Below are 22,881 nucleotides of genomic sequence, written 5' to 3' on the forward strand. Positions count from 1 at the left end.
GCGAGGCGTCCGGGTTAGCGCCACCGACGTTCAGTTCTTCCGGATACCGGCCGATCTGGTGATCGTGAGCGACAGCACGCTGGTGGCCGATCCGCTCGCCGACCCTTCCTGGCAGGAGCCGGAACCGCCGGTGATGCGGCTGTCCTGGCTACGCCTGGGGTTCCTGGTGCTGGTGGTGGCCGCGCTCGGGGTCGGCGGCACCCTGGCGGTGCTGCACGTGCGCAACACCTCCGGCACGACCGCGAAGTCGTGGGCCGTGCCGTACGTCGACGTCACCCTCACCCCGACGTTCCAGTTCCAGGACCCGGACGCCAACCCGGCCAACGACGTGGCGCTCGCCTTCGTGGTCGCCGACCCGACCGACGGCTGCGCACCCAGCTGGGGTGGCGCCTACACCCCCGACGAGGCGGCCGCCTCGCTGGAGCTCGACCGCCGGATCAGCCAGCTCCGCTCGGCCGGCGGCGACATCATGCTCAGCGTCGGCGGGCTCAACAACTCCGAGCTCGCGGTGGCCTGCACCGACCGGAGCCGGCTCACCGACGCCTACCGGCAGCTGATCAAGCGGTACGACGCGGACACGCTCGACCTGGACATCGAGGGCACCGCGGTGGCCGACACCGCCTCGCTGGAGCGGCGCGCGGCCGCCCTGAAGACACTGCAGGCCGAGCAGCCCCTCGACGTGTGGCTGACCCTGCCGGTCACGCCGGACGGCCTGACCGCCGACGGGATCGACGCGGTGGCGACCACCCTCTCCGGCGGCGTCTCGCTGCGCGGTGTCAACGTGATGACGATGGACTTCAACACCGGCGGCACCGGCCCGGACTTGCTCGACCTCACCACCAGCGCCCTGAACGCCACCCACAAGCAGCTGACCGACCTCTACCTGCGGCTGGGCGTCAAGCTGACCTCACCGCAGGTGTGGTCCCGGATCGGCGCCACCCCGATGATCGGCCAGAACGACATCGACACCGAGCGCTTCACCGTCGCCGACGCCGAAGGCCTGGCGTCGTTCGCGGTCGACAAGGGCCTGGGCCGGGTGTCGATGTGGTCGCTGAACCGCGACGCGCCGTGCAAGGGGACCTTCACCAACGTCGTGGTGCACGCCAACACATGCAGCGGGGTGGCACAGGACGCCCTCGCCTTCTCCCAGGTGTTCGCCGGGCTGCCGGTGGGCACGGCCGGTCAGGCGGCGGTGGCGATCCCCGACGCGTCGCCGTCGACCGACGACCCGGCGACGAGCCCGTACCCGGTGTGGCGGCTGACCGCCCTGTACGTGACCGGCTACAAGGTCGTCTGGCACGCCGTGGTCTACCAGGCCAAGTGGGCCAACTCCGGGGTCGATCCGTCGGTGACCGGCTACACCTCCACCCCGACGCCGTGGGCGGTGATCGGCCCGGTCACGGTGACGGACGCGGCGCCGTCGCCGAGCGTGACCGTCACCGGGGTGACGGCCAGATGGACTTCGGCGACGATCTACGGCCGCGGCGAGCGGGTGCTCTTCGGCGGGTTGCCCTACGAGGCCCGGTGGACGACGACGAACGACACGCCGTCCACCGAGTTCCCGATCGACGCGGACGACCCGTGGAAGCCGCTGTTCACCCTGCCGGGCGAGCCCGCCTAGCGGAACGTCTGCCGGATCTCGCCGATCCCGTCCACCCGGCTGACCAGCGTCTCGCCCGGCTGCAGGTAACGGGGTGGATTGCGGCGGTTACCGACGCCGGCCGGCGTACCGGTGAAAATCAGGTCTCCCGGCAGCAGCGGGCAGACCGCCGAGATCCGGGCGACCAGGTCGTCCACCGGGAAGATCATCTGACTGGTCCGCCCGTGCTGGACGACCTCGTCGCCCAGCCGGCACTCGAAGCCGATGTCGTCCCGGTCGGCGAACTCGTCCGGCGTCACCGCCACCGGCCCGATCGGCCCGAACCCCGGGAACGACTTGCCCAGCGAGAACTGGGCGGGTGTCCCGCGCAGCTGCGAGGCCCGCTCGGACAGATCCTGCCCCACGGTCAGCCCGGCGATCGCCGACCAGGCCTGCTCGCGGGGGATGGCGTACCCGCCCCGGCCGATCACCGCGACCACCTCGATCTCCCAGTCCGGCTTGCCCGGCGGCAGCGTCACCTCGGTGACCGGCCCGGCGATGCAGGACGGGAACTTCGTGAAGATCAGCGGCTCCTCGGGCGCCTGGAAGCCGGCCTCCGCGGCGTGCGGCCGGTAGTTGAGCGCCACCGCGAACACCTGGCGGGGATGCGGCACCGGCGGCCCCAGCTCGGCGTCGGTGACAGCCTTGCCGGTGGAGAAGTCGGCCGTCGCCGCCCACGCCACGAGCTCGTCGAAACGGCCCAGCGCGGCGTTGACGTCGCCGCCGTCCTCGACGTCCAGGGCCAGCCCGTCCTTCACCAGGACGAGCCGCCCGCCGAGAGTCCCGAAACGCATCGCCGTCAGTCCGTGTAGAGCGAGCTGGCGTAGGGCGGGGTGTCGTGCGCGGCGCTCCACGGCACCACGTGGTTGCGCAGCAGCCCGACACCGGCGATCTCCGCTTCCACGGTGTCGCCCGGCTTGAGGTAGAAGTCGAACGGGTTCGGCTGCACCGCCGCCACCCCCGAGATCGTGCCGGTGGTGATGATGTCACCGGCCGAATAGCCCTGCGGCGAGTGGTGTGCGACCAGGTGCGGAATCGACAGCACCATGTTGTCGGTGTTGCCGGTCTGCCGCACCTCACCGTTGACCCGCAGCTCCATGGCGAGCTTCTGCGCGTCGGGCACCTCGTCGGCGGTCACGATCCACGGCCCGATCGGGCAGAACGTGTCGATGCCCTTCGAAAATGAGAACACCCCCGACTGCATCTCCCGCCGCTGAATGTCACGCGCGGTGATGTCGTTGAAGACCGTGTACCCCGCGATGTAGTCGACGGCCTCCTCCGGCCCGAACCACCGCCCCGACTTCCCGATGATCACTGCCAGCTCGAGCTCGTAGTCGAGTTCCTTGGTCAGCCCTTCCGGGTAGACGATGTCGTCCTCCGGCCCGATGATCGCGTCGACGTTCTGGAAGAACACGATCCCCTTGTGCACCGGGTGCGACCAGCTGACCTTCTGCAACTCTTCGTGGTGAACGGCGAAGTTACCGGCCGTGTGAAAGAACTTCTTCGGCACGATGGGCGCCCGCAGCCGCACCGCGTCGAGCGCCGGCCGCTCCCCGGTCTCCGGCACGGCGCCGCCCCGCTCGAAGAACTCCCGCGTAGACCCGCAATCGAGCTCGACCACGAGGTCATCCTCGATCCGCCCGACCCGCCCCGCGTCGAATGTCACCAGCCGCATGCCATCCCCAACCGTCGCCGTGCTTTCGCTCTACGAAAGCCGCTTTCTGAAACGGAATCCTCCGCCCACGCTCCGAGCGTGTCAAGGCCGCCCTTTTTCCGTACGGGGTTGGGCACAGTCCCCGCCGCAGGGACCGGCCGGGCGGGTGGTGACGCTCCGCGCCCGGCCACCGGGCGGGCCCGGCGGCGAAGCCGGGCTCGCAGGCTCCGCCATGCATCGCCCGCCCGCGTCGCCCTTCAGCGGTCGCCGGGCAGGCTTTGGCTGGGTGACGCCCAGCGGTTGCTGGGCGGGCTTCGGCTGGGTGACGGTCGGCGGTTGCTGGGTGGGCTTTCGGCGGCCGACGCTCAGGGGTCGCCGGGTGGGCTTTTGGTCGGGCGGCGCTCAGGGGCGGCGGCCGATCCAGACGTCGCGGGTTGCGCGGATGGTGAGGTCGTTGCGGTCCGGTGCGCCGGCCACGGCCGCGTCCAGCGCGGTCAGCTCGTCGCCGGTGAGGCGGTCGGCCAGGCGCTGCCGGGTGCGCTGCAGGGTCACCTGGGCATACCGGACGGCGTTCGGCGGCAGCGGCGGTCGCAGCTCGATGTCGAACCGGCGCTCACCCTCCAGCGCGAACCCGGCGGCCTTGAGCCGGGCGCCCCAGTCCTCACCCATGTGCAGGCCGGCCTCCTGGCGGAAGCGGGCCAGCTCGGCGTGGCAGCGCTCCTCGAGGGCCGCCCCGGCCGGATCGGTGAGGAAGCGGGGAAACCCGTCCAGCTCGGTGATCATGAAGGCCCCGCCGGGTCGCAGCGTCGCGTAGACCTGGGTGAGAGTGCGGGCCGGGTCGGCCAGGTGGTGCATCGACGCCGACGCCCAGACGAGGTCGGCCGGCCCCAGACCGGGCCAGTCTCCGTCCAGGTCGGCGCGAACCGTGCGGATGCGCTCGGCCAGGCCGGCCTCGGCGGCGCGGTGGCGGAGCCGTTCGAGCATGTCCTCGTCCATGTCGACGGCGGTCAGTTCGGCGTTCGGCAGCTGCCGGGCGAGGGCGAGCGTGCCGGTGCCGGTTCCCGCGCCGAGGTCCACGATGCGAGGGCGATCGGGGACCAGCGAACCGGCCCAGCCGATCACCTCCCGGTAGTAGTCGTGCAGGACCTCGGCGTCGAGATCGAGCATCTCGGCGAGGTCACCGTCCCCGTGGTGGCTGTGCGCGTGTGCGTGATCGTGTGCCATGTCCCCGACGCTACCGCCGTCTTGCGTATACGACATACAATCTTGCGTATGACGCAAGACAGCGAGTTGGATGCCCTGGTTCGTCAGCGCATCCGCGGGTTGCGGGTGGCGCGCGGCTGGTCGCTGGACGAGCTGGCGGCCCGCAGCTACCTGAGCCCGTCGACGCTGAGCCGGATCGAGACCGGCCACCGCCGGATCGCCCTCGACCAGCTGGCCCCGATCGCGCGGGCCCTGGGCACGACACTGGACCAACTGGTCGAGTCGGGCCGCGACGAGGACGTGGTGATCCGCCCCCACCACGACGACAACCGCGGCATCACCACCTGGTTGCTGTCGCGCGAGGGCGCCCCGATCGGCATGACGGTGGCGAAGCTGCGAGTCGACCGCCCCGTCCCCGCCGACCTGCGCGTGCATCCGGGTCGCGACTGGTTCGTGGTGCTGTCCGGCACCGTGGTGCTGCGCCTGGCCGAGCGAACCATCGTGGTCCGGGCCGGTGAGGCCGCCGAGTTCTCGACGATGGTGCCGCACGCGTTCGGTTCCAACGGCGGCCCGGCCGAGATCCTGTGCATCCTCGACCACGAGGGCGAACGATCCCACTTGGGCCCGAGCTGATCGCCGGACCGCAGCTGGGGAGGTTCGGCTCAGCTGAGCCGGTCGGTGAATTCGGTGGTGGCCGCGATCAGGCGGGGGTGACGCCGGGCGCGAGCGAGCAGTGCCCCGCGGCCGAGACGATCGGGAAGGCGGCCTCGGGCCAGCGGGTGGCCAGATCGTAGGCCGTGATCGGTGGGCAGCACTGGTCGTACCGACCCTGGACGATGACGCACCGTGCGGCCGCGCCGGCTTCGCCCTCCGGCGCTTACGGCAAAGGAATGGCAGGGTGATAGGTTTCCACCGTGATCATTCGACCGCTATCTATATCGGGCGCCTGGGAAATTATTCCTGAACTGCACGGCGATGCTCGCGGCGTCCTACTCGAATGGTATCGGGCCGACCATCTCTCGGCGGTGACCGGTGAAACATTCGCGTTCGCGCAGGCGAATATTTCTGTTTCGGCCCATGGTGTGGTGCGTGGTATCCATTACGCGGATGTTCCGCCGGGGCAAGCGAAGTATGTCACCTGCGTCCAGGGGAGAGTGTTCGACGTGATTGTTGACCTTCGGGTCGGATCGGCGACCTTCGGTCGCTGGGATGCGGTTTACCTTGACGACAAGGACAGGCGTGCCGTGTTTCTCTCCGAAGGGCTGGGTCACGGTTTCTGCTCGGTTACTGAAAGCGCGACCGTGGCGTATCTTTGCTCCACCGCTTACGACCCGGCCCGAGAGCGGGAGGTACACCCGCTGGATCCTCGGTTGGCGATCACCTGGCCGGTCGACACCCCCAGGCTCTCTGCGCGAGACAAGCATGCACCGACTTTGACCGACGCACTGGTGGCCGGACTGCTTCCAGCAGCCCATTAGCTGCCCCTCGAGTCAATCAGTGCGACGGCGTTTCCAGGTAGAACGAAGCGGTCGTAGCGTGGGATGGAACGGGCAGTATATGTGTGGATAACCCTTCGTGTGGTATTTGCATTGTCCGCAGTCCGTGCATGGCTGAATTTGACGACCGGTCGTGGCGGAAATCAGCATGTCGGGGTCCGCGAGTAGCGAGCGACCGAACAACACCACATCCGAGACGTTGTGCTCCAGAAGAGACGCGGCGAGTTCGGGTGTATCGATATTGCCGGCAATCATCACCGGCACGCCGAGCTCCGTCCGTACAGTCGCGGCCTGGTCGCGCCAAAGCGCCCGGGACAATGTGCGGCGCGGAATAATAACGTCGCGGGCGCGGGTGTACATGCCGCCGGAAATACTGATATATGCCAGTTTGGTGCGCAGATTCCGCAGACCTGCGATTGCCTGGTCGGGTGTCATGCCACCAGGAAGGTCCTCGTGGACGTTGATCCGGATGCCGATGCGGTGGCCGACTGCGGCGTGAGCCCGGGTGACGATCTCGTGCACGATGCGGAACCTGCGCTCCAGGTTCCCGCCATACCGGTCCTGGCGTGTGTTGGTCGCCGCGGAGAGAAATCCGGACAGCAGGTAGCCGTGTGCCGCATGCACCTCGATCAGGTCCGCGCCGGCGCGAGCGGCAATCTCCGCAGTGTGTACGAATTGGTCGACGATCAGCGATATCTCTCCCAGGGAGAGGGCGCTCGGCGAGCCTCCGACGACCGGGCACGGCGCAGCGGTGGCCGCGACGCTGGGTAGGCCGGTCTCATGGGGCCCGGTTTGCCGGCCCGCGTGTTCGATCTGGACGGCGACTTTGACGCCGGCGGCGTGGGCCGTTTCGCACACCAGGCGAAGGCCGTGTGCGCGCTCGTCGCGGTCGAGGCACATGGATGACCGGTTGGCCCGGCCGGCCGCCGCGACCGCGAGGCCGCCGACGCACAGAAGGCCCAACCTGTCATTGCAGAAAGACCGGTAGAACGAGAGCCCGTCGGTGCCGATGGAACCGTCTTGACCGAACATGCCCGAATTGAAAGGCGCCAATCCAATCGGCGCCTGAAGTCGCGTGTTTCCGATCTGCGGCTGCCGGTTCAATCCGTCGAGGGTCAAGCCCCCTCCCATCCCGTCCAGCACGGCCGCAGCGGCCGGCGCTCATATGGCGCAGCGTAATCGTCCACTTTGTTCAGCCGCAAGGGCAGTGCTGCGCGGGCAAATCCTCATCGCACGCGATCGTTCAGCAGCATCACCAGGTACTCGCCGTACCCGCTCTTCATCAGGGGCGCGGCCAGCTCCCGCAACCGTTCGTCGGAGATGAGGCCGAGCCGCCACGCCGCCTCCTCCACGCAGCCGATCTTCAGGCCCTGTCTCTCCTCGATCACGCGCACGTACTCGGAGGCTTGGATCATCGACCGAAAGGTCCCGGTATCGAGCCACACGGTGCCGCGCTCGAGGATGGTGACTTCGAGCCGGCCTCGGCGCCGGTACTCCTCGTTCACCGCGGTGATCTCGAGTTCGCCCCGTGCGCTCGGCTCCAGCTTGTCCGCGATCTGGACCACGTCCGGACCGTAGAAGTACAGGCCGGGGACCGCGTACCTGGACCTGGGCCGGGTGGGCTTCTCCTCGATCGACAGGACCTTGCCCGCGTCGTCGAGGGCCACGACCCCGTAGCGATGCGGGTCCGCGACCGCGTAGGCGAAGATGTGCCCGCCGCTGGGCTGCCGGAACCGGGCCAGCTGCCGGCCGAGTCCGACGCCGTGGAAGATGTTGTCCCCGAGAACGAGCGCGACCGGCTCGTCGCCGATGAAGTCGGCGCCGATCCGGAACGCCTGCGCGATGCCGTCCGGGTTCTCCTGTTCCGCGTAGGAGAGACTGAGCCCGAACCGGCTCCCGTCACCCAGCAACCGCTGGAAATGCGGCTGGCTTTCCGGTGTGGTGATTACCAGAATCTCCCGGATGCCGGCGGATACCAGAGTGGTCAACGGATAGTAGATCATCGGTTTGTCGAAGATGGGCATTAGTTGTTTGGACATGGCCATGGTGATCGGCCGAAGTCGGGAGCCGGTTCCACCGGCGAGAAGAATTCCGCGCACCGTGAAGGCTAAACACAGTGGACCGTCCGTGTACACTCGGCGACTGTGCGAATCCTCGTGACGGGCGGCGCCGGCTTCATCGGCTCGGCCTACGTGCGGGCAGTTCTGAATGACGAATACGCGGGTTCGGCGGACGCCTCGGTGACCGTCCTGGACCTGTTGTCCTACTCCGGCAATGTCGCGAATCTGCCGATGCAGAATCCTCGCCTTACCTTTGTCCAGGGCGATATCGCAGATTCCACCCTCGTACGTGACGTCCTTCCCGGGCATGACGCGGTCGTCCACTTCGCGGCGGAGTCCCATGTCGACAGGTCGATCGCCGGGGCCCTCCCGTTCGTCACCACCAACGTTCTGGGCACCCAGACGCTGCTCGACGCGGCCGGGGCCGCCCGCGTCGGCCGGTTCGTGCACGTCTCCACCGACGAGGTCTACGGTTCCATCGCGCACGGCTCGTGGACCGAGACCTGGCCCGTCGCGCCCAACTCGCCGTACGCCGCCTCGAAGGCCTCTTCCGATCTTCTGGCCCTGGCCGCTCACCGAACCCACGGCATGGACGTCGTGGTCACCCGCTGCTCCAACAACTACGGGCCGCACCAGTACCCGGAAAAGATCATCCCGCTCTTCGTGACCAACCTGCTGGACGGCATGCCGGTGCCGCTCTACGGCGACGGCGGCAACATCCGCGACTGGCTGCACGTCTCCGACCATTGCCGGGGCATCCAGTTGGTGCTGGAGAAAGGCAGATCCGGCGAGATCTACCACATCGGAGGCGGCTCCGAGCTGACCAACCGCGAGCTGACCGGCCGACTGCTCCAGGCGTGCGGCGCCGACTGGGACCTGGTGCGGCCGGTTGCCGACCGCAAGGGCCACGACCGCCGGTACTCGCTGGACATCACCAAGATCAGCGACGAACTGGGGTACGCGCCCAGGGTCGGCCTGGACGAAGGGCTGGCCTCCACGGTCACCTGGTACCGGGCCAACCGCGACTGGTGGGAGCCGCTCAAGACCCGCGGCGCTGCCTGATGCGCTGGCTGGTCACCGGCGCCGCCGGGATGCTCGGCCAGGACCTCACCGCAGTGCTGGCCAAGGTGGGCGAGACCGACGCGGTGGCCGCGACCCGCGCCGATCTGGACGTCACCGACCAAATGGCAGTGCGCGAGGCAGTCGCCGCCGCCGATGTCGTGCTCAACGCCGCCGCCTGGACCGACGTGGACGGCGCCGAGAACGCCGAGGAGGCGGCCACCGCGGTCAACGGGCACGCCGTCCGGCACCTCGCCGAGGCGGCCGGCAAGCGGCTGATCCACTTCTCCACCGACTATGTCTTCGACGGCCGCACCACCTTCCCGTACGCCGAAGCGACGGAGCCCGCACCGATCAACGCGTACGGGCGGGGCAAGGCACTCGGTGAACAGGCAGTCCTGGCGGCCGGGGGGTACGTCGTGCGGACCACGTGGCTGTACGGAGCCCACGGCCCCAATTTCGTCCGCACCATGCTGCGGCTGGCCGCCGAACGAGACACCGTGGACGTCGTCGACGACCAGCAGGGGGCGCCGACCTGGTCGTACGCTCTCGCCCGCCAGGCGGTCGCGCTGGCGGGCGCGGCCGCGGCCGGCACGGCTGCCCCCGGTGTCTATCACGGCACCGCTGGCGGGTCGACCACCTGGTACGGGTTGGCTCGGGCGGTCTTCGCCGAGGCCGGTCTCGACCCGAACCGATTGCGGCCGACCACCAGTGACCGGTTCCGGCGGCCGGCTCGGCGGCCGGCGTACAGCGTGCTGGGCCACGACCGGTGGGCGATGACGGGCGTCGACCCGCTGCCGGACTGGCGACCGATGCTGGCCGCGGCGATGCCGGCTCTGCTTCGCTGATCAGTCGCCGGCGCCGGTCATCGGTTGACCCGGATTAGCGGGAAGTACGCCGGGACGCGGTTGGCGGCGTAGTCCTCGACCAGCGCGGGCAGGTCTTCGTACGGCGTGGTGCTGATCGTCACCGGTGGCGGCATCCAGCCACGTCGCTCGCCGAACGCCATCGCGTCCAGGACTTCGCTGCGCCGGGCGTAATGAGTCTGGATGTGCTGATGCCGCTCGATGCATTCGATGGCGCGGACGAAGACCGTCTTCAGCCCGTCGCGCCAGCCCGCCGTGGTGATCACGCCCTGCCGCGCGAGCGCCTTGAGAGTGGCGGGCAGCAGCGAGCCGCCGAGATAGTCGACGAAGATCGAGACGCCGAGGCCATCGGTGCCGTCCCGCACCGCGTCAAGAAACGCCTGTTGGGAGGCCCGGTGCCGGGCCTTGCTGGCCGGGTCACGACGCTGCTCGTCGTAGGCGATGTCGGGGAACGCCCGCCGGTCGACCGCGGACAGGCCGTACTCCTTCGCCAGGGCCATGCGGTGGTCGTGCGAGGTGATGATGGTGGAGTCGGCGCCGTCGCGGAGGGTCGCCAGCGTGAGCTCGGCGAAGGTGGTGCCGCCGCCCCACCCCCACACGTACGGGAATGCCTGGTCCTCCTCGGTCAGCTGCAACCGCCAGGCTCCATAGGCGACGCGCCAGTTCGCCCAGGCGGTGACGTAGCGGATGGAGAATGCGGCCCACTGCTCCGCCGTGTGCGGGGTGTCGCGTGGCAGCGGCACCAGGCACTGTCCGGGAATCACGGTGCGGCGGGCCAGCAGTCCGATGGTGCCGGGGGCGTCGTAGCCGAACGCCGCGCCGTTGCGCCCGTACCCGTACCGGTCCGGGCGGACGTTGGCCTGCATCATGCAGAGGTCGCCCTCGCGCAGCACCTCATGGGTCGGCTCGGCCGGCGCGCGTAGCACCCGCACGACGCCGGAGTTGCCGAGCACGATGCGTTCCTCGCCACGGGCCCGGACGATGTCGAGCGGGCTGCGCTGTACGGCGTGGTAGCAGTTGCCCTCCCAGCCGACCAGGACCGGCTCGACGAGTGCGTCATGCGGCCCCGGCTCCGGCAAGGTGATTTCGCCGGGCACGAGGGCGCCTGGCGTGGGGCCGTCCGGCTCGCCGGCCGGCAGGATCCAGGCCTGGGTGGTGGTCATCAGCTCTCCCTTGCCCGCAGGGCAGCCGCGTCGAGGTCGACGGCGGTCCGCGGCAGCGGTGCGTCGAGGCCGGCGGCGGTCCGCGGCAGCGGTGCGTCGAGGTCATTGGCGAGAAGGTGCAGCATGCCGACAACGTCGTCGGCGAGACGCTCCAGGCCGTCGCGGGCGACGACGCCGTCGGCGTACGCGAAGGACAGCCGCAGGGCGCGGGCCTCGCGGCGGGCCAGCAGCACGATGTCGCGGGTGAGGCCGAACTCGCTCATCCGGGGCAGCATCGTCACCGCGGCCTCGCCGAGGGTGCGCGGCAGTTCGACGTCGGGCAGGTAGTTGAGCGAGACCCGATAGGGCAACGTGTCGCTCGGGACACCGTCGAGGTATGCGTGCTGGCTCATCGATATGCCCTGCTCCTCGTCGGCCAGTAGCAGGGCGTCGCGGACGGCGGCGAGCGCGCCGCGGGCGGTGCGTGGCGCGGCGATGTCGGCCGTGACCAGATGCGAGGTGGAGAGGAAGCCGACGACACGGTCGAGCTCGGGTCGGTCCCGGCCGGAAGCGCTGGACGGCACGCTCAGCCGAGGCTGCCCGCTCGCATGGTGCAGGGCCAGCATGAACGCGGTGAGCACCAGCATCGGCATGGTGGTCGCGGTCGTCCCGGCGGTGCGCTCCAGCGCGCCGGCCTCTTCGGCGGTCAACATCCGGTCGAGCACCGCCGCCGTGAGCGGCCCACGGGTCCCGGCCACGAACGGCAGGTCGGGCGCGGGCGCGGCGGCCAGTCGTTCGCGCCAGGCCGCCAGGGTGCGCTCCAGCTCGGCCCCGGAGTAGTGGCGACGCTGCCAGGCGGCGAAGTCCACCAGCCGCACCGGCGGGGCGACGAGGCCGTCGGGCACGCCGGCCAGCCGCGCCTCGTACGCCGTCAGCAGGTCGGCGAAGAGGATTCCCTGTGACCAGCCATCGGTTACGACGTGGTGCACGACGACGCTGAGGACGTGCAACTCCGGTCCGACGCGGTGCAGCACGAAGCGAAACAACCGCCCCCCGTCCGCGGCCAGTCCGGTCTCCGCCGCGAGCAGCAGGCCGACGAGCGTGTCCTCGGTGGCCTCGGCCACGTCGAGGACCGGGCCGACCGGTGACGGGGCGATGCGTTGTCGCCCGTCGGGGGTCATCTCCAGGCGCAGTCCGTCGTGCAGCTCAACGACTCGGGTCACGGCTTCGGTCAGCGCGCCGACGTCCAGCGGACCTTCGAGGCGCAGGTGCTGGGCGATCGTGGTGGTGACTTCGCCGTCGGCGAGCAGCCGCTCCTGGTTGAACGTCAGCGGGAACACGTCGCCGTCGGCGCGGGTGAGCGACTCGACGTGCGAACCCGCGCGCGTCTCGGGCCGGTCCAGCAGCGCCACGGTGAAGTCGGCCACGCTCGGGTGGTCGAACAGCAGGCGCAGCGGGATGTCCCGGTCGAGCCGGCTGCGCAGGTCGTACAGCATCTGCGCAGCCATCAACGAGGAACCGCCCAACTCGAAGAAGCCGACGTCCGGGGGCACTCGGTCGGTGCGCAGCACCGCCGCGAACGCTTCGGCAACCGCCGTGCCGACGTCCACGACCGCACCGTCCGCGGCGGCGTCACCGGTGAACCAATGCCGGCGCCGCTGCCACGGGCCGCTCGGCAGCGTCGCCACGGTCGCGTCCACGGGTATGACATCGGCCAGATCGACCGAGGCGCCGCAGGCGTACAGCGCGCCGAAGGCCGCCAGCATCGACCCGCGGTCGTCCTGGTCCCGCCGCAGCGAGCCGATCGCCCGTCCGTCGGCGAGGGCGGGCACTTCGTCGAGGACCTGCTGGACCGGGACGACCAGGGTCGGGTTGGGGCTCATCTCGAGGAACACCCGGTAACCGTCCGCCGCGAGCTTCTCGACCGCGGGATGGAACAGCACCGGGTCGCGCAGGTTGCGGGCCCAGTAGGCGCCGGTCATCTCCTCTCCGCTGATCCAGGTGCCGGTCACCGATGAGTACAGCGGGATCTCGGCCGGCTTGGCCGCCAGGCGGGCGAAGCGGACGGCCACCTCGGCGGCGACCGGCTCCACAACCGGAGAGTGGCCCGCCCCGCTCGCCCGCACGGCTCGGGCGAAGACGCCGAGTGCCTCGGCGCGAGCCCGGAAATCGGCGACTGCGTCGGCGTCTCCGGAGACCACGCACATGGCCGGGCCGTTGGCCGCGGCAAGGTGCAGTCGTCCGGCATAACCGGGTAGTTCGGCCAGCACCCGCTCGCGGGCGAGTCCGATGACCGCCATCGCGCCCAGCCCGCGCACCTCAGCCAGCAGCGCCGCCCGCACGCAGGTCAGCTCCGCGGCCTCGGCGAGGCCGAGCACCCCGGCCACGTGCGCGGCCGCGACCTCGCCCATGCTGTGCCCGACCACGGCGTCCGGCCGCACGCCCCGCTCCCGCCAGGCGGCGACGAGCGCGACCTGGATGGCGAACAGCAGTGGCTGCACCACCGCCTCCTCGCCGATCCGGGATTCCGGGCCATCGGCGTACAGCTGCTCGACCGGGTCGAAGCCGGCATGCTGCCGGATGTGCCGGGCGCACCGGTCGAACGCGGCGCGGAAGTGCTCGTCGTGGCGGTACAGGCCGCGCGCCATCCCGGCGTATTGACCGCCCTGGCCTGGAAACACGAAGACGACACGCCCGTCCGCGCCGGGACGGACCCGGCCGGTGACCGCGGTCACCGGCGCCTCCGCCAGCAATTCGGCCGCCTCGGACGTGCTCCTGGCAACGACGGCCCACCGGTGTTCGTGCTGAGCCCGTCGCAATCCGAGGGTGTGGCACACCGTGGACAGGGCGGCGCCGGACGCGGGCAACGCCTCGGCGAGACGGCGGGCGAGGTCACCCACCGCGGCCGGCGTCCGCCCGGACAGCACCAGCAGCTGGGGTGTCTCGTCGTCCGCCGGGCCGGTCGCGACCGGTGGCGCGTCGGTGAGGACGATGTGCGCGTTGGTGCCGCCCACGCCGAAGCTGTTCACGCCGGCCACCCGCGGTCCGTCGCCGGCGGGCCAGGGCTCGAGCCCGCCGGGGATTCGCAGACCGAGCGCGTCGAGGTCGATGTGCGGGTTGGTGTGCTCGTGGTGCAGGCTGGGTGGCAGCTGCCGGTGGTGCAGGGCCAATGCCACCTTGATCAGTCCGGCTACGCCGGCCGCCGACTCCAGATGGCCGATGTTGGTCTTGACCGAGCCGATCGCGCAGCGTTCCCCCGGCGGTAGCAGCCCGTCCAGCACCATGCCGACGGCGCTCGCCTCGATCGGGTCGCCCAGGGCGGTCCCCGTTCCGTGCGCCTCGACGTAGCGCATTCCGGCCGGGTCCATACCGGAGTTCTCGTAAGCCCTGCGGATGACCCGGGCGTGTGCCTGCGGGTTGGGCGCGGTCAGCCCGTTGGAGCGGCCGTCCTGGTTGACCGCGCTGCCCCGGATCACCGCGTAGATCCGGTCGCCGTCCGCGACCGCCCGCGCGAGCGGCTTGAGCAGGACCAGGCCGGCGCCCTCCCCGCGAACGTAGCCGTTGGCCCGTGCGTCGAACGTGTAGCACCGACCGTCCGGCGACAGAGCGCCGCTCTGGCACAGCGCCACCGTGGTGGTCGGCGAGAGCGAGAGGTTGACGCCGCCGACGAGCGCGGCATCGATCTCGCCGGCCCTGATCGCGGAAACCGCCTGGTGCACCGCGACCAGCGAGGACGAGCAGGCAGTGTCGACGGTGAGGCTGGGGCCGCGCAGATCGAACGTGTACGAGACCCGGTTGGCGGCCATACAGGCGACGTTGCCGGTTGCGGCGTACGGGCCGGCATTGACTCCGGAAGCCGCCATGAGATTCGCGTAGTCGCCGGTGGTCAGCCCGATGTAGACGCCGGTGGCGGTGCCGGCGAGGGCCGCCGGATCGATGCCGGCGTCCTCCATGGCCGACCACGCTGTCTCCAGCAGCAGGCGCTGCTGTGGGTCGAGGTATCTGGCCTCGGCCGCGGAAAGCCCGAAGAACGCCTCGTCGAAGCCGGCGACGTCATCGAGGAAACCGCCCCGCCGGGTGTACATCCGGCCCGGTGCCGGGCCGCCCGCCTGGTAGTACTCGTCGACATCCCAGCGTTCGCCGGGCACGTCGCGGATCGCCTCGACACCGTCGCGCAGCAGCTTCCAGAATGCGGCGGGTCCCTCGGCGCCGGGAAACCGGCAACCGATTCCGACAATGGCGACAGCCCCCGCCGGATTGTCCGCCGGCGCGGGCCGGTCCGCCGCGCGATCGCCGGCTCCGGTCCCGCAGACGTATCTGACCAGCGCATCGACGGTCGGATGGCCGTACACGTCGCCCACGCTGAACGGGCGGCCCGTGTACGACGAAAGCTCGGCGGCGAGGGCGACGACCTGGTTGGACACCAGCCCCTGAATCTGGAACGGGTCGGCCGGGCGGACCTCGGCGACCGGGCAGTCGAGCGCACCGGCCAGATGCGCGACCAGCCAAGCCCGGGTTTCCGCCGGGCCGGGCGGTGTCGGCGGCTCGCCCGCCGGGGCGACGGGATGCCGACGCAGAGTGCCGGCGGCGTACCGCTCCGCGGTGTCCCGCCGCTGGATCTTTCCGCTGGAGGTCTTCGAGATCGTGCGCGGCTCGAGCAGGACCACCTCATGCACCGGGATCTGATGCTCGTGCACGATGGCGTCGCGGACGGCTGCCTCCACCGCCGGGCCGGCGGTGGTGACCTCGGCCACCACGACGACCCGTTCGGCGCCGTCGTGTTCGACGCCGAACACGGCGACACAACCGGGGCGGACGGCCGAGTGGCCGAGCTCGGCCGTCAGCTCGATGTCCTGCGGGTAGTGATTGACGCCGTCAATGATCACCAGATCTTTGCGGCGGCCCAGGATGTGCAGCCCGCCGGCCCGCAGGGCGCCGAGGTCACCGGTGCGCAGGAACGGCCCGTCGCCGTCGGCCAGGCGCGCGCGAAAGGTCTCCTCCGTCTCGTCCGGGCGGTTCCAGTAGCCCGCGGCTACGCCGCCGCCGCGGATCCAGATCTCGCCCGGCTCGCCTGCCGGCACCTCGGTGGCGGTGTCCGGATCGACGATGCGCACCTCGGTGCCGGGCGGCGGGTCACCACACGCGGTGGCGCCTCCGGCCGCCGGCCCGCCCGATGCCGACGTCACGAGCAATGTCGCCTCCGCCAGCCCGTAGCAGGGCTGCAGCGCCGCCGGGTCGAGCCCGGCGGCGGCGAACCGCGTCGCGAATCCGCGTAGGGTGCTCGCGCGCACCGGTTCGGCGCCGTTGCCGGCCATCTGCCACGCCGAGAGGTCGATCCCGGCCAGATCGTCCTCAGCCACCTTGCGCAGACAGAGCTCGTAGCCGAAGTTGGGCGCCAGGCTCAAGGTGCCGCCGAATTGGCTCAGTGCCCGCAGCCATCGCACCGGCCGGGCAACGAACGCCCCGGGCGTCATCAGGGTGGTGGTGCCACCGGTCCACAGGGAGTACAGCAGCCCGCCGACGAGGCCCATGTCGTGGTAGACGGGTAGCCACGACACGACCCGGGCAGCGTCCTGCTGCCAGGCGGCGTGCTGGGCGCGCAGATTGGCGGCAAGGTTGCCGTGCGTGACCACCACGCCCTTCGGCGTTCCGGTGGAGCCCGAGGTGTACTGCAGGAAAGCCACCTCTGCCGGCCCGGCCTCGGGCGCCCGGCCGGCCCCGGACGCCTCGCCGGCCCGGAGCCAGCGCAATGGGGCGAACGCCGGGTCCAGTTCCGTGGCGCGGCGGGCGAGGTCGTCGCCCTCGGGACCGGTGAGCACAGCGGTCGCATCGCAGTCCCGCACCACGGCGAGCGAACGCCGCAGTGCTCGTGGCCACTGCTGTTCGGCCTCCGGCAGGTACGCAGGTACCGCTACCATCCCGGCGCGCAGGCAGCCCAGGAAACCGGCGACGAAGTCCAGTCCAGGTGGGTACAGCAGCAGGCAGCGTGAGCCGGCCGGCAGCGACGAACTCAAGGTTTCGGCCACGCTGTCGACCTCGGCGCGCAGCCTTAGGTAGGTCCACTCCGTGACGGCGCCGTCCGCGTCGCCGGTATGCAGAAAACGGTAGGCCACCTGGTCCGGCCGATTCCGTGCGGCGAGATCCACCGCGTCCAGCACAGACTTCGCCCCCGCCATTCACGCCCCCGTGATCTCTTCAGCAGACGCAGTGTCTACATAAGAGGAGCGACCATACCAAGAGTGTCGGCGCTCACTCAACGGTTCGCGCCTACCCGATAGCCAGGCTGAGGAGGCCGATCGACGTGGTCTTATCAGCCACGTACATTGCCATGTCTGCCCTGGTCAGCGGGCGTGGGCGACGCCCGCACCGATCAGGTGAGCCGGTCGGCGAAATCGTTGGTGGCCGCGATCAGGCGGGCGGTGATGGCGGGCTCGAGTGAGGCGTGCCCGGCGGCCGGGACCATCTGGAAGTCGGCCTCCGGCCAGCGGGTCGCCAGGTCGTACGCCGTTATCGGTGGGCAGCACTGGTCGTAGCGGCCCTGGATGATGACGCCGGGGATGTGGCGGATGCGGTCGATGTCGTCCAGGAGCTGGGTCTCCGGGGTGAAGAACCCGCCGTTGACGGCGTAGTCGGCGAGGATCCGCGCAGCCGGCAGAACCGTCTCGTCGGCCGTCAAGGAGTCGATCAGGGCCGGGTCGGGGACCAGCGTGGACATGATGGCCTCCCAGCGCATCCAGGCGTCGGCGCACTTACGGGCCTCGTCGGGGTCGGGGCCGAGCAGCCGGCGGTGGTAGGCGGCCAGGATGTCGTCGCGCTCCGTGGGCGGGATGGGCTCGATGAAACGCTGCCACTCCTCGGGTTGCAGGCGATCGAGACCGCGCTGGTAGACCCACTCCCGCTCGGCCGCCCGCACCAGGCAGATGCCGCGCAGGATCAGGCCCGTCACCGCGGCCGGGTGGGTCTCGGCATAGGCCAGCGCGAGCGCCGACCCCCACGAACCGCCGAAGACCAGCCAGGCGGAGATGCCCAACCGGCGGCGGATCGTCTCGATGTCGGCGACCAGATGCCAGGTGGTGTTGTTGTGCAGGGAGCCCAGCGGGGTGCTGCGACCGGCGCCGCGCTGGTCGAACAGGACGATCCGGTAGCGGGCGGGATCGAAGAACCGCCGCATGAAAGGCGCGAGGCCACCGCCGGGGCCGCCGTGCAGGAAGACCGCCGGGATGCCCGCCGGGTTGCCCACCTCCTCGACATACAGCGTGTGGCCGTCGCCGACGTCGATGCTGTGGGTCGCATAGGGCTCGACTTCGGGAAGGAGCTGGGTTTCGGGTGGCAGCACCATGGGACGGTATCAAACCGGATCTCCGGAACTGACCTATTGGCGTTGGTAGTAGGTCTTGCGGCAGGGCCGACCTTGTGGTCCGGGCCGGCCGCTTCTACCGATTTCGGTGCGCCCGGCCGCACTCGCGACAAAGTATTTTTCGCCGCGCGTCAACCGTTTCGGATATGAACGGAATCCTAATTCCGCAATCCTGCATAGCGCATTTCGGATGCCGTTGGTGCGCGGCCGAGGACGGTCGATGTCATTCGTTGCGTCGCACCGACCCGCCATTGTGGGCAGGTCGCCGCCTTGACGGCTTGCCTTGTCCCCAAGATCAAGCATGTACGTCGGGGCGACGGTCGCTGGGTCAAGGTTGCCTCGTCGGGCCAGATCAGCGGCGGGACCGGCTCGGCCTCATCGTGCAAGCCCACCTCCCCGCACGTGCGGGAGCAGCCGTGCGGCCGGCATTGCTTGCGCGCGTGACGCCGCGCCAAACCCCATTGCCGATGACGCGCGTGTTCCCGCCGAAATTCCGCATTCGCTGGCGAATAGTTGCGCGCCCGAGTGCGATCACGCATCGCGGCCGTCGCCGGCCGGGTGAACAACTGGAGTTGCTGGTACCGCATAGGGATATTCTTCCGTGTTGCGCACCGTGGGCGCTAATAAGCGATCATGCCAACCTCGGAAGGAATTACGTGACCATTGAGCCTTTCCATCCTGTGAGCTATTTCCAACCTGATCTTGCAGTTCGGCGCCGGGCGGGCGGGGGCGGGGATGGAGGAGGGCGAGGCTCCGGTAGGACAGCAAATCGACCAAAACCCGATGCCCCGGTCGGGAGCCTCGCCTTGTGTCCAAATCAGACTCAGCCCGGCTGTGACCTGCATCGTCACGATGGAAATGGCTCATTGAACGGAACAATTGAAGCGAGGCCGGCCCCGGACGGGCCGGGGCCGGCTCGCTGGGGTCAGCCCAGCCGGAACTGCTGGGCGGCGGTCGTGTTGCAGTCGTAGATCGTCAGGGCGTCGCCCGGTTGCTGGCGGTTGCCCGGGTCGTCCAGGCAGCGGCCGGACTGCGGGTTCTGGAGCGTGCCGTCGGCGCGGCTCACCCACTGCTGTGAGCCGCTTCCGTTGCAGTCGAACAGCTGGACCGGTGTGCCGTTGGCGGTTCCGGCGTTGGCCACGTCGAGGCACTTGCCGAAGGTGCGGATGGTGCCGTCACCCGGGGTCGAGTACCGCTGCGCGTCGGTGCCGTTGCAGGTGTAGAGCTGGGCGGCGGTCACCGATGACGGATCGGCGCCGGCGATGTCGACGCACAGCGCGCCCGGCCCGCCGATCGGGCCGGGCGGGAGCCGCCAGACCTGGCCGTCGGTGCGCAGGCAGTCGTAGATCTGCAGTTGGACGGCGCCCGGGGCGGTGTTCGAGTCGGGCACGTCCAGGCATCGACCGGATGCCGGGTTGAGCAGGGTTCCGTCGGCCCGGCGGGTCCAGGTCTGGGTGGCGGCGGCCGGCGTGCAGGAGCCGATCGTCACCGGTGCCCGGTTCGCGGTGCCGCCGGCGGTGAGGCAGCGGCCGAGCGTCCGTACGGTGTTGTCGGCGCCGTAGGTCACCAGCTGGGCGGCCGAGTGGTTGCAGCCGTAGATCTGGACCGGCTGGCCGTCGGCGGCGACTCCGCCCCGTACGTCCAGGCAGAGGCCGCCGACACCGATGACCTCGCCGCCGGTGGGGTTGTCGGCGGCGGAGCCGGTCAGCGTGACGGTGTGCGCCGTGCCGGCGGCCAGCCGGTCGGTGGTGACGGTGACCGTGCGGCCGTCGCGGTTGTACGCCCACGCCGTCTCCGGCACCTGCACGCCGTCGACCAGGACCGCGGTCGGCGCCGCGCTGTTGGACAACCGCAGGGTCCAGGCGCGGGTGGCCGGGGCGCCGGGATAGCCGCCGGTCGTGGCGCCGACGGTGAAGGTGCGGGTTCCGTCGTTCCAGGACAGCGGTGTGGTGGTGAACTGGCCCGACTGGTAGCCGTTACCCTCGCCGGCATCGGCGTACAGCGAGAAGGAGCCGCTCGCGCCGGCCGCGACGTTCACGGTCAGCTGACTCGTACCGCTCTCTTTCTGGTTGTGCACGTAGTCGGTGCGGGTCGGTACCAGTCCGCCCGCCTTGACCAGCACCGGCATCCGGGACAGGGGCGCGGTGATGGTCACCGTCGCCGGACCGGTGTAGGCCGCGCCGGTGAAGTAGTCGGTCCAGGTGCCCGGCGGCACCCACACGGAGACCGCGTTGTCGGCACTCGTGATCGGTGCCACCAGCAGGTTGTCGCCGTACATGTACTGGCCGCCGGCCGTGTAGGCCGCGTCCTGGGTGGGATAGGCCAGGTACATCGGCCGTACGATCGGCATGCCGGTCTGGTTGGCCTGCCGGGCCGTCGTGTACGTGTACGGCACCAGCGCCTCCCGCAGCCGCAGGAACCGTTCGGCGCTCGCCTGCGCGGCGCCGGGGTAATCCCAGGGCAGCCGGTCACCGTGGTCGGAGTGCAACCGGTCGACCGGCTGGAAGGTGGCGAACTGCACCCACCGGGCGTACAGGTCGTCGGCGAGGTGGTTGCCGTGGAAGCCGCCGATGTCATGGCTGACGTTGGTGAGGCCGGCGGCGGCCTCGGCCGCGGTGAAGCGGACCTCGTAGGACAGGGTGTCCCAGGTCGAGTAGGTGTCGCCGGTGAACTGCAGGGTGTTGCGGCGTTCGGACCACGGGCCGGTGAGGAAGTTGGTGTGGTCGCCGCTGCCGTGCTCGGTGCCGCCGATCCGGCTGAACGCGAAGCCGCGCAGGCCGCGCGCCGTGTCGTGGCGGGCGTACGCCTGGTTGATCAGGTTGTCGGCGCCGACGTGCGGGTCGGACGAGATCGACGAGCCGCAGCCGCCGCAGTAGTCCAGCCACCACGCGCGTACGCCCTGCTGCTCGAACGGCACGTGCAGGTTCTGGTAGGCGGCCAGGTGGGCCGGGTTGGCCCAGTCGAAGTAGTGGGTGCGCCCGTCCGGTTGGGCCGGCAGGCCGCCGGCGGCCGAGTTGGTGGCCGCGAACTTCGGGTCGGTGTCGTCGATGGCCGGGTGGATGTTCAGGGAGACGTCCAGACCCATCTGCCTGGTCCAGTTCATGAAGCCCGGCGGGTCGGGGATCAGGTCGGTGTTCCAGTTCCAGCCGTTCCACTGCAGCGGCTTCTTCCAGTCGGTGTCGACCACCAGCCAGTCGATCGGGGTGAACCGGTTGCGGAACGCCGGCAGGAGGGTGTTCTGGTAGTCGGCGGTGCGGTAACCCCAGAATCGGGAGAACCAGACGCCGTACGCGGTCTGCGGCAGCAGGTTCGCCCCGCCGGTGAGCGCGTTCAGATCGTTGAGGGCCTGCGCGTAGTTCTGCCCGTACCCGAAGAAGTAGCCGTCCTGGTAGGGCTGGCTGCCGGTGCGGGCCCGGCTTCGCGAGTCGTCGAGCAGATACCAGCCGCCGCGGTTGAGGACTCCGGGGTGCAGGGTGCTCGGCAGCCCGTTCGGCAGGTTGTCCAGCGACCGGTACCACCCGCCCAGCTGGCTGGCCGGCCCGGCACCGTAGGCGGTGGTCTGGAGGCTGGTGGCCGGGGCCGGGTAGCCGGTCGCCGAGGCCGGGGTGACCGCGATGCTGTCGAGGTTGACGCGGCCCGAGTCGCCGGCGTCCTGGTTGAGGGCGATGGTGTTGCTGCCGGCCCGGAGGGTGACGGTGACCGCCGCCGTGGACCAGGTGTCCCAGGAGCCGGTGGGCGGCAGGCTGAGACGGGGGCCGGTGGCGCCGTTGACGTGCGCGGTGAGGGTGCGGGTCACGGACTGGTTGTCGCTGCCGACGGCGTTGGCATAGCGGACCGCCAGCCGCCAGGAGCCGGCCGTCGGCACGGTGACGTCGTACTGCAGGCCGCTGCCGGTGCCCTCGTAGCCGGAGGCGAAGCCGGTGCCGGTGTGCCCGGTGTGGTCGTAGGCGGGGGTCACGTTGCCGGTGAACAGGCCGTTCTCGCCCTCGCAGGCGGCGTTGGCCGGGCAGAAGGAGGGGAAGGCCGGCTGGGCGGTGGCGCCGGTGGAGTTGATCACGACGGAAAGGTTCGCCGCGGTGAACGGCCCGCTGTTCTGCCGGTAGCGCAGGGTCAGTGCGCTGGTCCGGATCTCTCGGTAGCCGTCGGAGGTCACGCTCGTCGTGTAGGCGGCGGCCGGGAACGAGCGGTTGATGGCGGTGAAGGTGGCGGCATCGGTGAAGACGCCGTCGCCGGCGTACTCCGTGCGGATCAGGGTCGGGGTGAGCACCTGGAAACGGGCGTTGCCGTCGGTGACGGCGGCGGCCGCGGCGGCCGCCGCGGCCGGAGGCGGGGAGGAGGCAAGGGGAGCGATGGCGGCCGCCGCGATGAGTACGGCCATGCAGGTAAGACGCATGAGCACCTCACA

General features: G+C 70.3%; 14 protein-coding genes. 5 read left to right on the forward strand and 9 right to left on the reverse strand.

Features of this window, described 5'->3' with window-relative positions; translation table 11 throughout:
* Window positions 1-64 precede the first annotated feature (64 nt).
* A complete protein-coding gene (locus Ato02nite_RS04570) occupies window positions 65-1,621 on the forward strand; it encodes a chitinase (protein ID WP_246606081.1) in 1,557 nt (518 codons plus the stop codon).
* Here Ato02nite_RS04570 and Ato02nite_RS04575 read toward each other — a convergent pair.
* From Ato02nite_RS04575 to Ato02nite_RS04585, 3 genes are all read right to left on the reverse strand, one after another.
* A complete protein-coding gene (locus tag Ato02nite_RS04575) occupies window positions 1,618-2,433 on the reverse strand; it encodes a fumarylacetoacetate hydrolase family protein (protein ID WP_213005093.1) in 816 nt (271 codons plus the stop codon). The two genes, Ato02nite_RS04570 and Ato02nite_RS04575, sit on opposite strands and share 4 nt — an antisense overlap.
* A gap of 5 nt (window positions 2,434-2,438) precedes the next feature.
* A complete protein-coding gene (locus tag Ato02nite_RS04580; RefSeq protein ID WP_213005094.1) occupies window positions 2,439-3,314 on the reverse strand; it encodes a fumarylacetoacetate hydrolase family protein in 876 nt (291 codons plus the stop codon).
* A gap of 381 nt (window positions 3,315-3,695) precedes the next feature.
* Complete coding sequence (locus Ato02nite_RS04585; RefSeq protein WP_213005095.1) at window positions 3,696-4,517, reverse strand: class I SAM-dependent methyltransferase; 822 nt, start codon at window positions 4,515-4,517, stop codon at window positions 3,696-3,698.
* 48 nt (window positions 4,518-4,565) lie between these two features.
* Here Ato02nite_RS04585 and Ato02nite_RS04590 point away from each other — a divergent pair, with 48 nt between their 5' ends.
* Both Ato02nite_RS04590 and Ato02nite_RS04595 read left to right on the forward strand, forming a co-directional pair.
* Window positions 4,566-5,129, forward strand: coding sequence for a helix-turn-helix transcriptional regulator (locus Ato02nite_RS04590; protein WP_213005096.1), 564 nt, complete (start codon window positions 4,566-4,568; stop codon window positions 5,127-5,129).
* A gap of 281 nt (window positions 5,130-5,410) precedes the next feature.
* Window positions 5,411-5,974: a dTDP-4-dehydrorhamnose 3,5-epimerase family protein gene (locus Ato02nite_RS04595; RefSeq protein ID WP_213005097.1), complete on the forward strand. Its 564-nt coding sequence runs from the start codon at window positions 5,411-5,413 to the stop codon at window positions 5,972-5,974.
* A gap of 12 nt (window positions 5,975-5,986) precedes the next feature.
* On the opposite strand, the gene Ato02nite_RS04600 is transcribed toward Ato02nite_RS04595, so the two are convergent.
* Together Ato02nite_RS04600 and rfbA are read right to left on the reverse strand one after the other, a co-directional pair.
* Window positions 5,987-7,111, reverse strand: coding sequence for an oxidoreductase (locus Ato02nite_RS04600; protein ID WP_213005098.1), 1,125 nt, complete (start codon window positions 7,109-7,111; stop codon window positions 5,987-5,989).
* 107 nt (window positions 7,112-7,218) lie between these two features.
* On the reverse strand, window positions 7,219-8,091 hold the full coding sequence (rfbA, locus tag Ato02nite_RS04605; RefSeq protein WP_213005218.1) for a glucose-1-phosphate thymidylyltransferase RfbA: 873 nt from the start codon (window positions 8,089-8,091) through the stop codon (window positions 7,219-7,221).
* Window positions 8,092-8,136: 45 nt separating this feature from the next.
* Between rfbA and rfbB the strand changes: the two genes are divergently transcribed.
* Both rfbB and rfbD read left to right on the forward strand, forming a co-directional pair.
* Window positions 8,137-9,114 carry a dTDP-glucose 4,6-dehydratase gene (rfbB, locus tag Ato02nite_RS04610; RefSeq protein WP_213005099.1) on the forward strand — a complete coding sequence of 326 codons (978 nt, stop codon included), beginning with the start codon at window positions 8,137-8,139 and terminating at the stop codon, window positions 9,112-9,114.
* Complete coding sequence (gene rfbD / locus Ato02nite_RS04615; RefSeq protein WP_213005219.1) at window positions 9,114-9,959, forward strand: dTDP-4-dehydrorhamnose reductase; 846 nt, start codon at window positions 9,114-9,116, stop codon at window positions 9,957-9,959. Before rfbB ends, rfbD begins: the two co-directional genes overlap by 1 nt.
* Before the next feature lie 17 nt (window positions 9,960-9,976).
* Here the strand turns inward: rfbD and Ato02nite_RS04620 are convergent, their stop codons facing one another.
* The 4 genes from Ato02nite_RS04620 to Ato02nite_RS04635 all read right to left on the reverse strand — a co-directional run bounded on the left by Ato02nite_RS04620 (window position 9,977) and on the right by Ato02nite_RS04635 (window position 22,869).
* Entirely contained in the window at window positions 9,977-11,140 is a 1,164-nt protein-coding gene (locus Ato02nite_RS04620) for an MDR/zinc-dependent alcohol dehydrogenase-like family protein (RefSeq protein WP_213005100.1), read from the reverse strand.
* A complete protein-coding gene (locus tag Ato02nite_RS04625) occupies window positions 11,140-17,265 on the reverse strand; it encodes a type I polyketide synthase (protein WP_213005101.1) in 6,126 nt (2,041 codons plus the stop codon). Before Ato02nite_RS04625 ends, Ato02nite_RS04620 begins: the two co-directional genes overlap by 1 nt.
* A gap of 224 nt (window positions 17,266-17,489) precedes the next feature.
* Window positions 17,490-18,455, reverse strand: a complete 966-nt coding sequence (gene pip, locus Ato02nite_RS04630; RefSeq protein WP_246606082.1) for a prolyl aminopeptidase — start codon at window positions 18,453-18,455, stop codon at window positions 17,490-17,492.
* Window positions 18,456-19,401: 946 nt separating this feature from the next.
* Window positions 19,402-22,869 (reverse strand): ricin-type beta-trefoil lectin domain protein, encoded by a 3,468-nt coding sequence (locus Ato02nite_RS04635; protein ID WP_246606083.1) that lies wholly within the window; start codon window positions 22,867-22,869, stop codon window positions 19,402-19,404.
* Between the last annotated feature and the right edge of the window lie 12 nt (window positions 22,870-22,881).

This window comes from Paractinoplanes toevensis (assembly GCF_018332695.1).
In the GTDB taxonomy this organism is placed as follows: Bacteria; Actinomycetota; Actinomycetes; order Mycobacteriales; family Micromonosporaceae; genus Actinoplanes; species Actinoplanes toevensis.

What these genes read in the sequence shown, in the direction of transcription:
- Ato02nite_RS04635 (WP_246606083.1), bottom strand. Translation starts at nt 22,869, where the DNA reads ATGCGTCTTACCTGCATGGCCGTACTCATCGCGGCGGCCGCCATCGCT.
- rfbD (WP_213005219.1), top strand. Translation starts at nt 9,114, where the DNA reads ATGCGCTGGCTGGTCACCGGCGCCGCCGGGATGCTCGGCCAGGACCTC.
- Ato02nite_RS04590 (WP_213005096.1), top strand. Translation starts at nt 4,566, where the DNA reads ATGACGCAAGACAGCGAGTTGGATGCCCTGGTTCGTCAGCGCATCCGC.
- Ato02nite_RS04580 (WP_213005094.1), bottom strand. Translation starts at nt 3,314, where the DNA reads ATGCGGCTGGTGACATTCGACGCGGGGCGGGTCGGGCGGATCGAGGAT.
- Ato02nite_RS04620 (WP_213005100.1), bottom strand. Translation starts at nt 11,140, where the DNA reads ATGACCACCACCCAGGCCTGGATCCTGCCGGCCGGCGAGCCGGACGGC.
- Ato02nite_RS04585 (WP_213005095.1), bottom strand. Translation starts at nt 4,517, where the DNA reads ATGGCACACGATCACGCACACGCGCACAGCCACCACGGGGACGGTGAC.
- Ato02nite_RS04575 (WP_213005093.1), bottom strand. Translation starts at nt 2,433, where the DNA reads ATGCGTTTCGGGACTCTCGGCGGGCGGCTCGTCCTGGTGAAGGACGGG.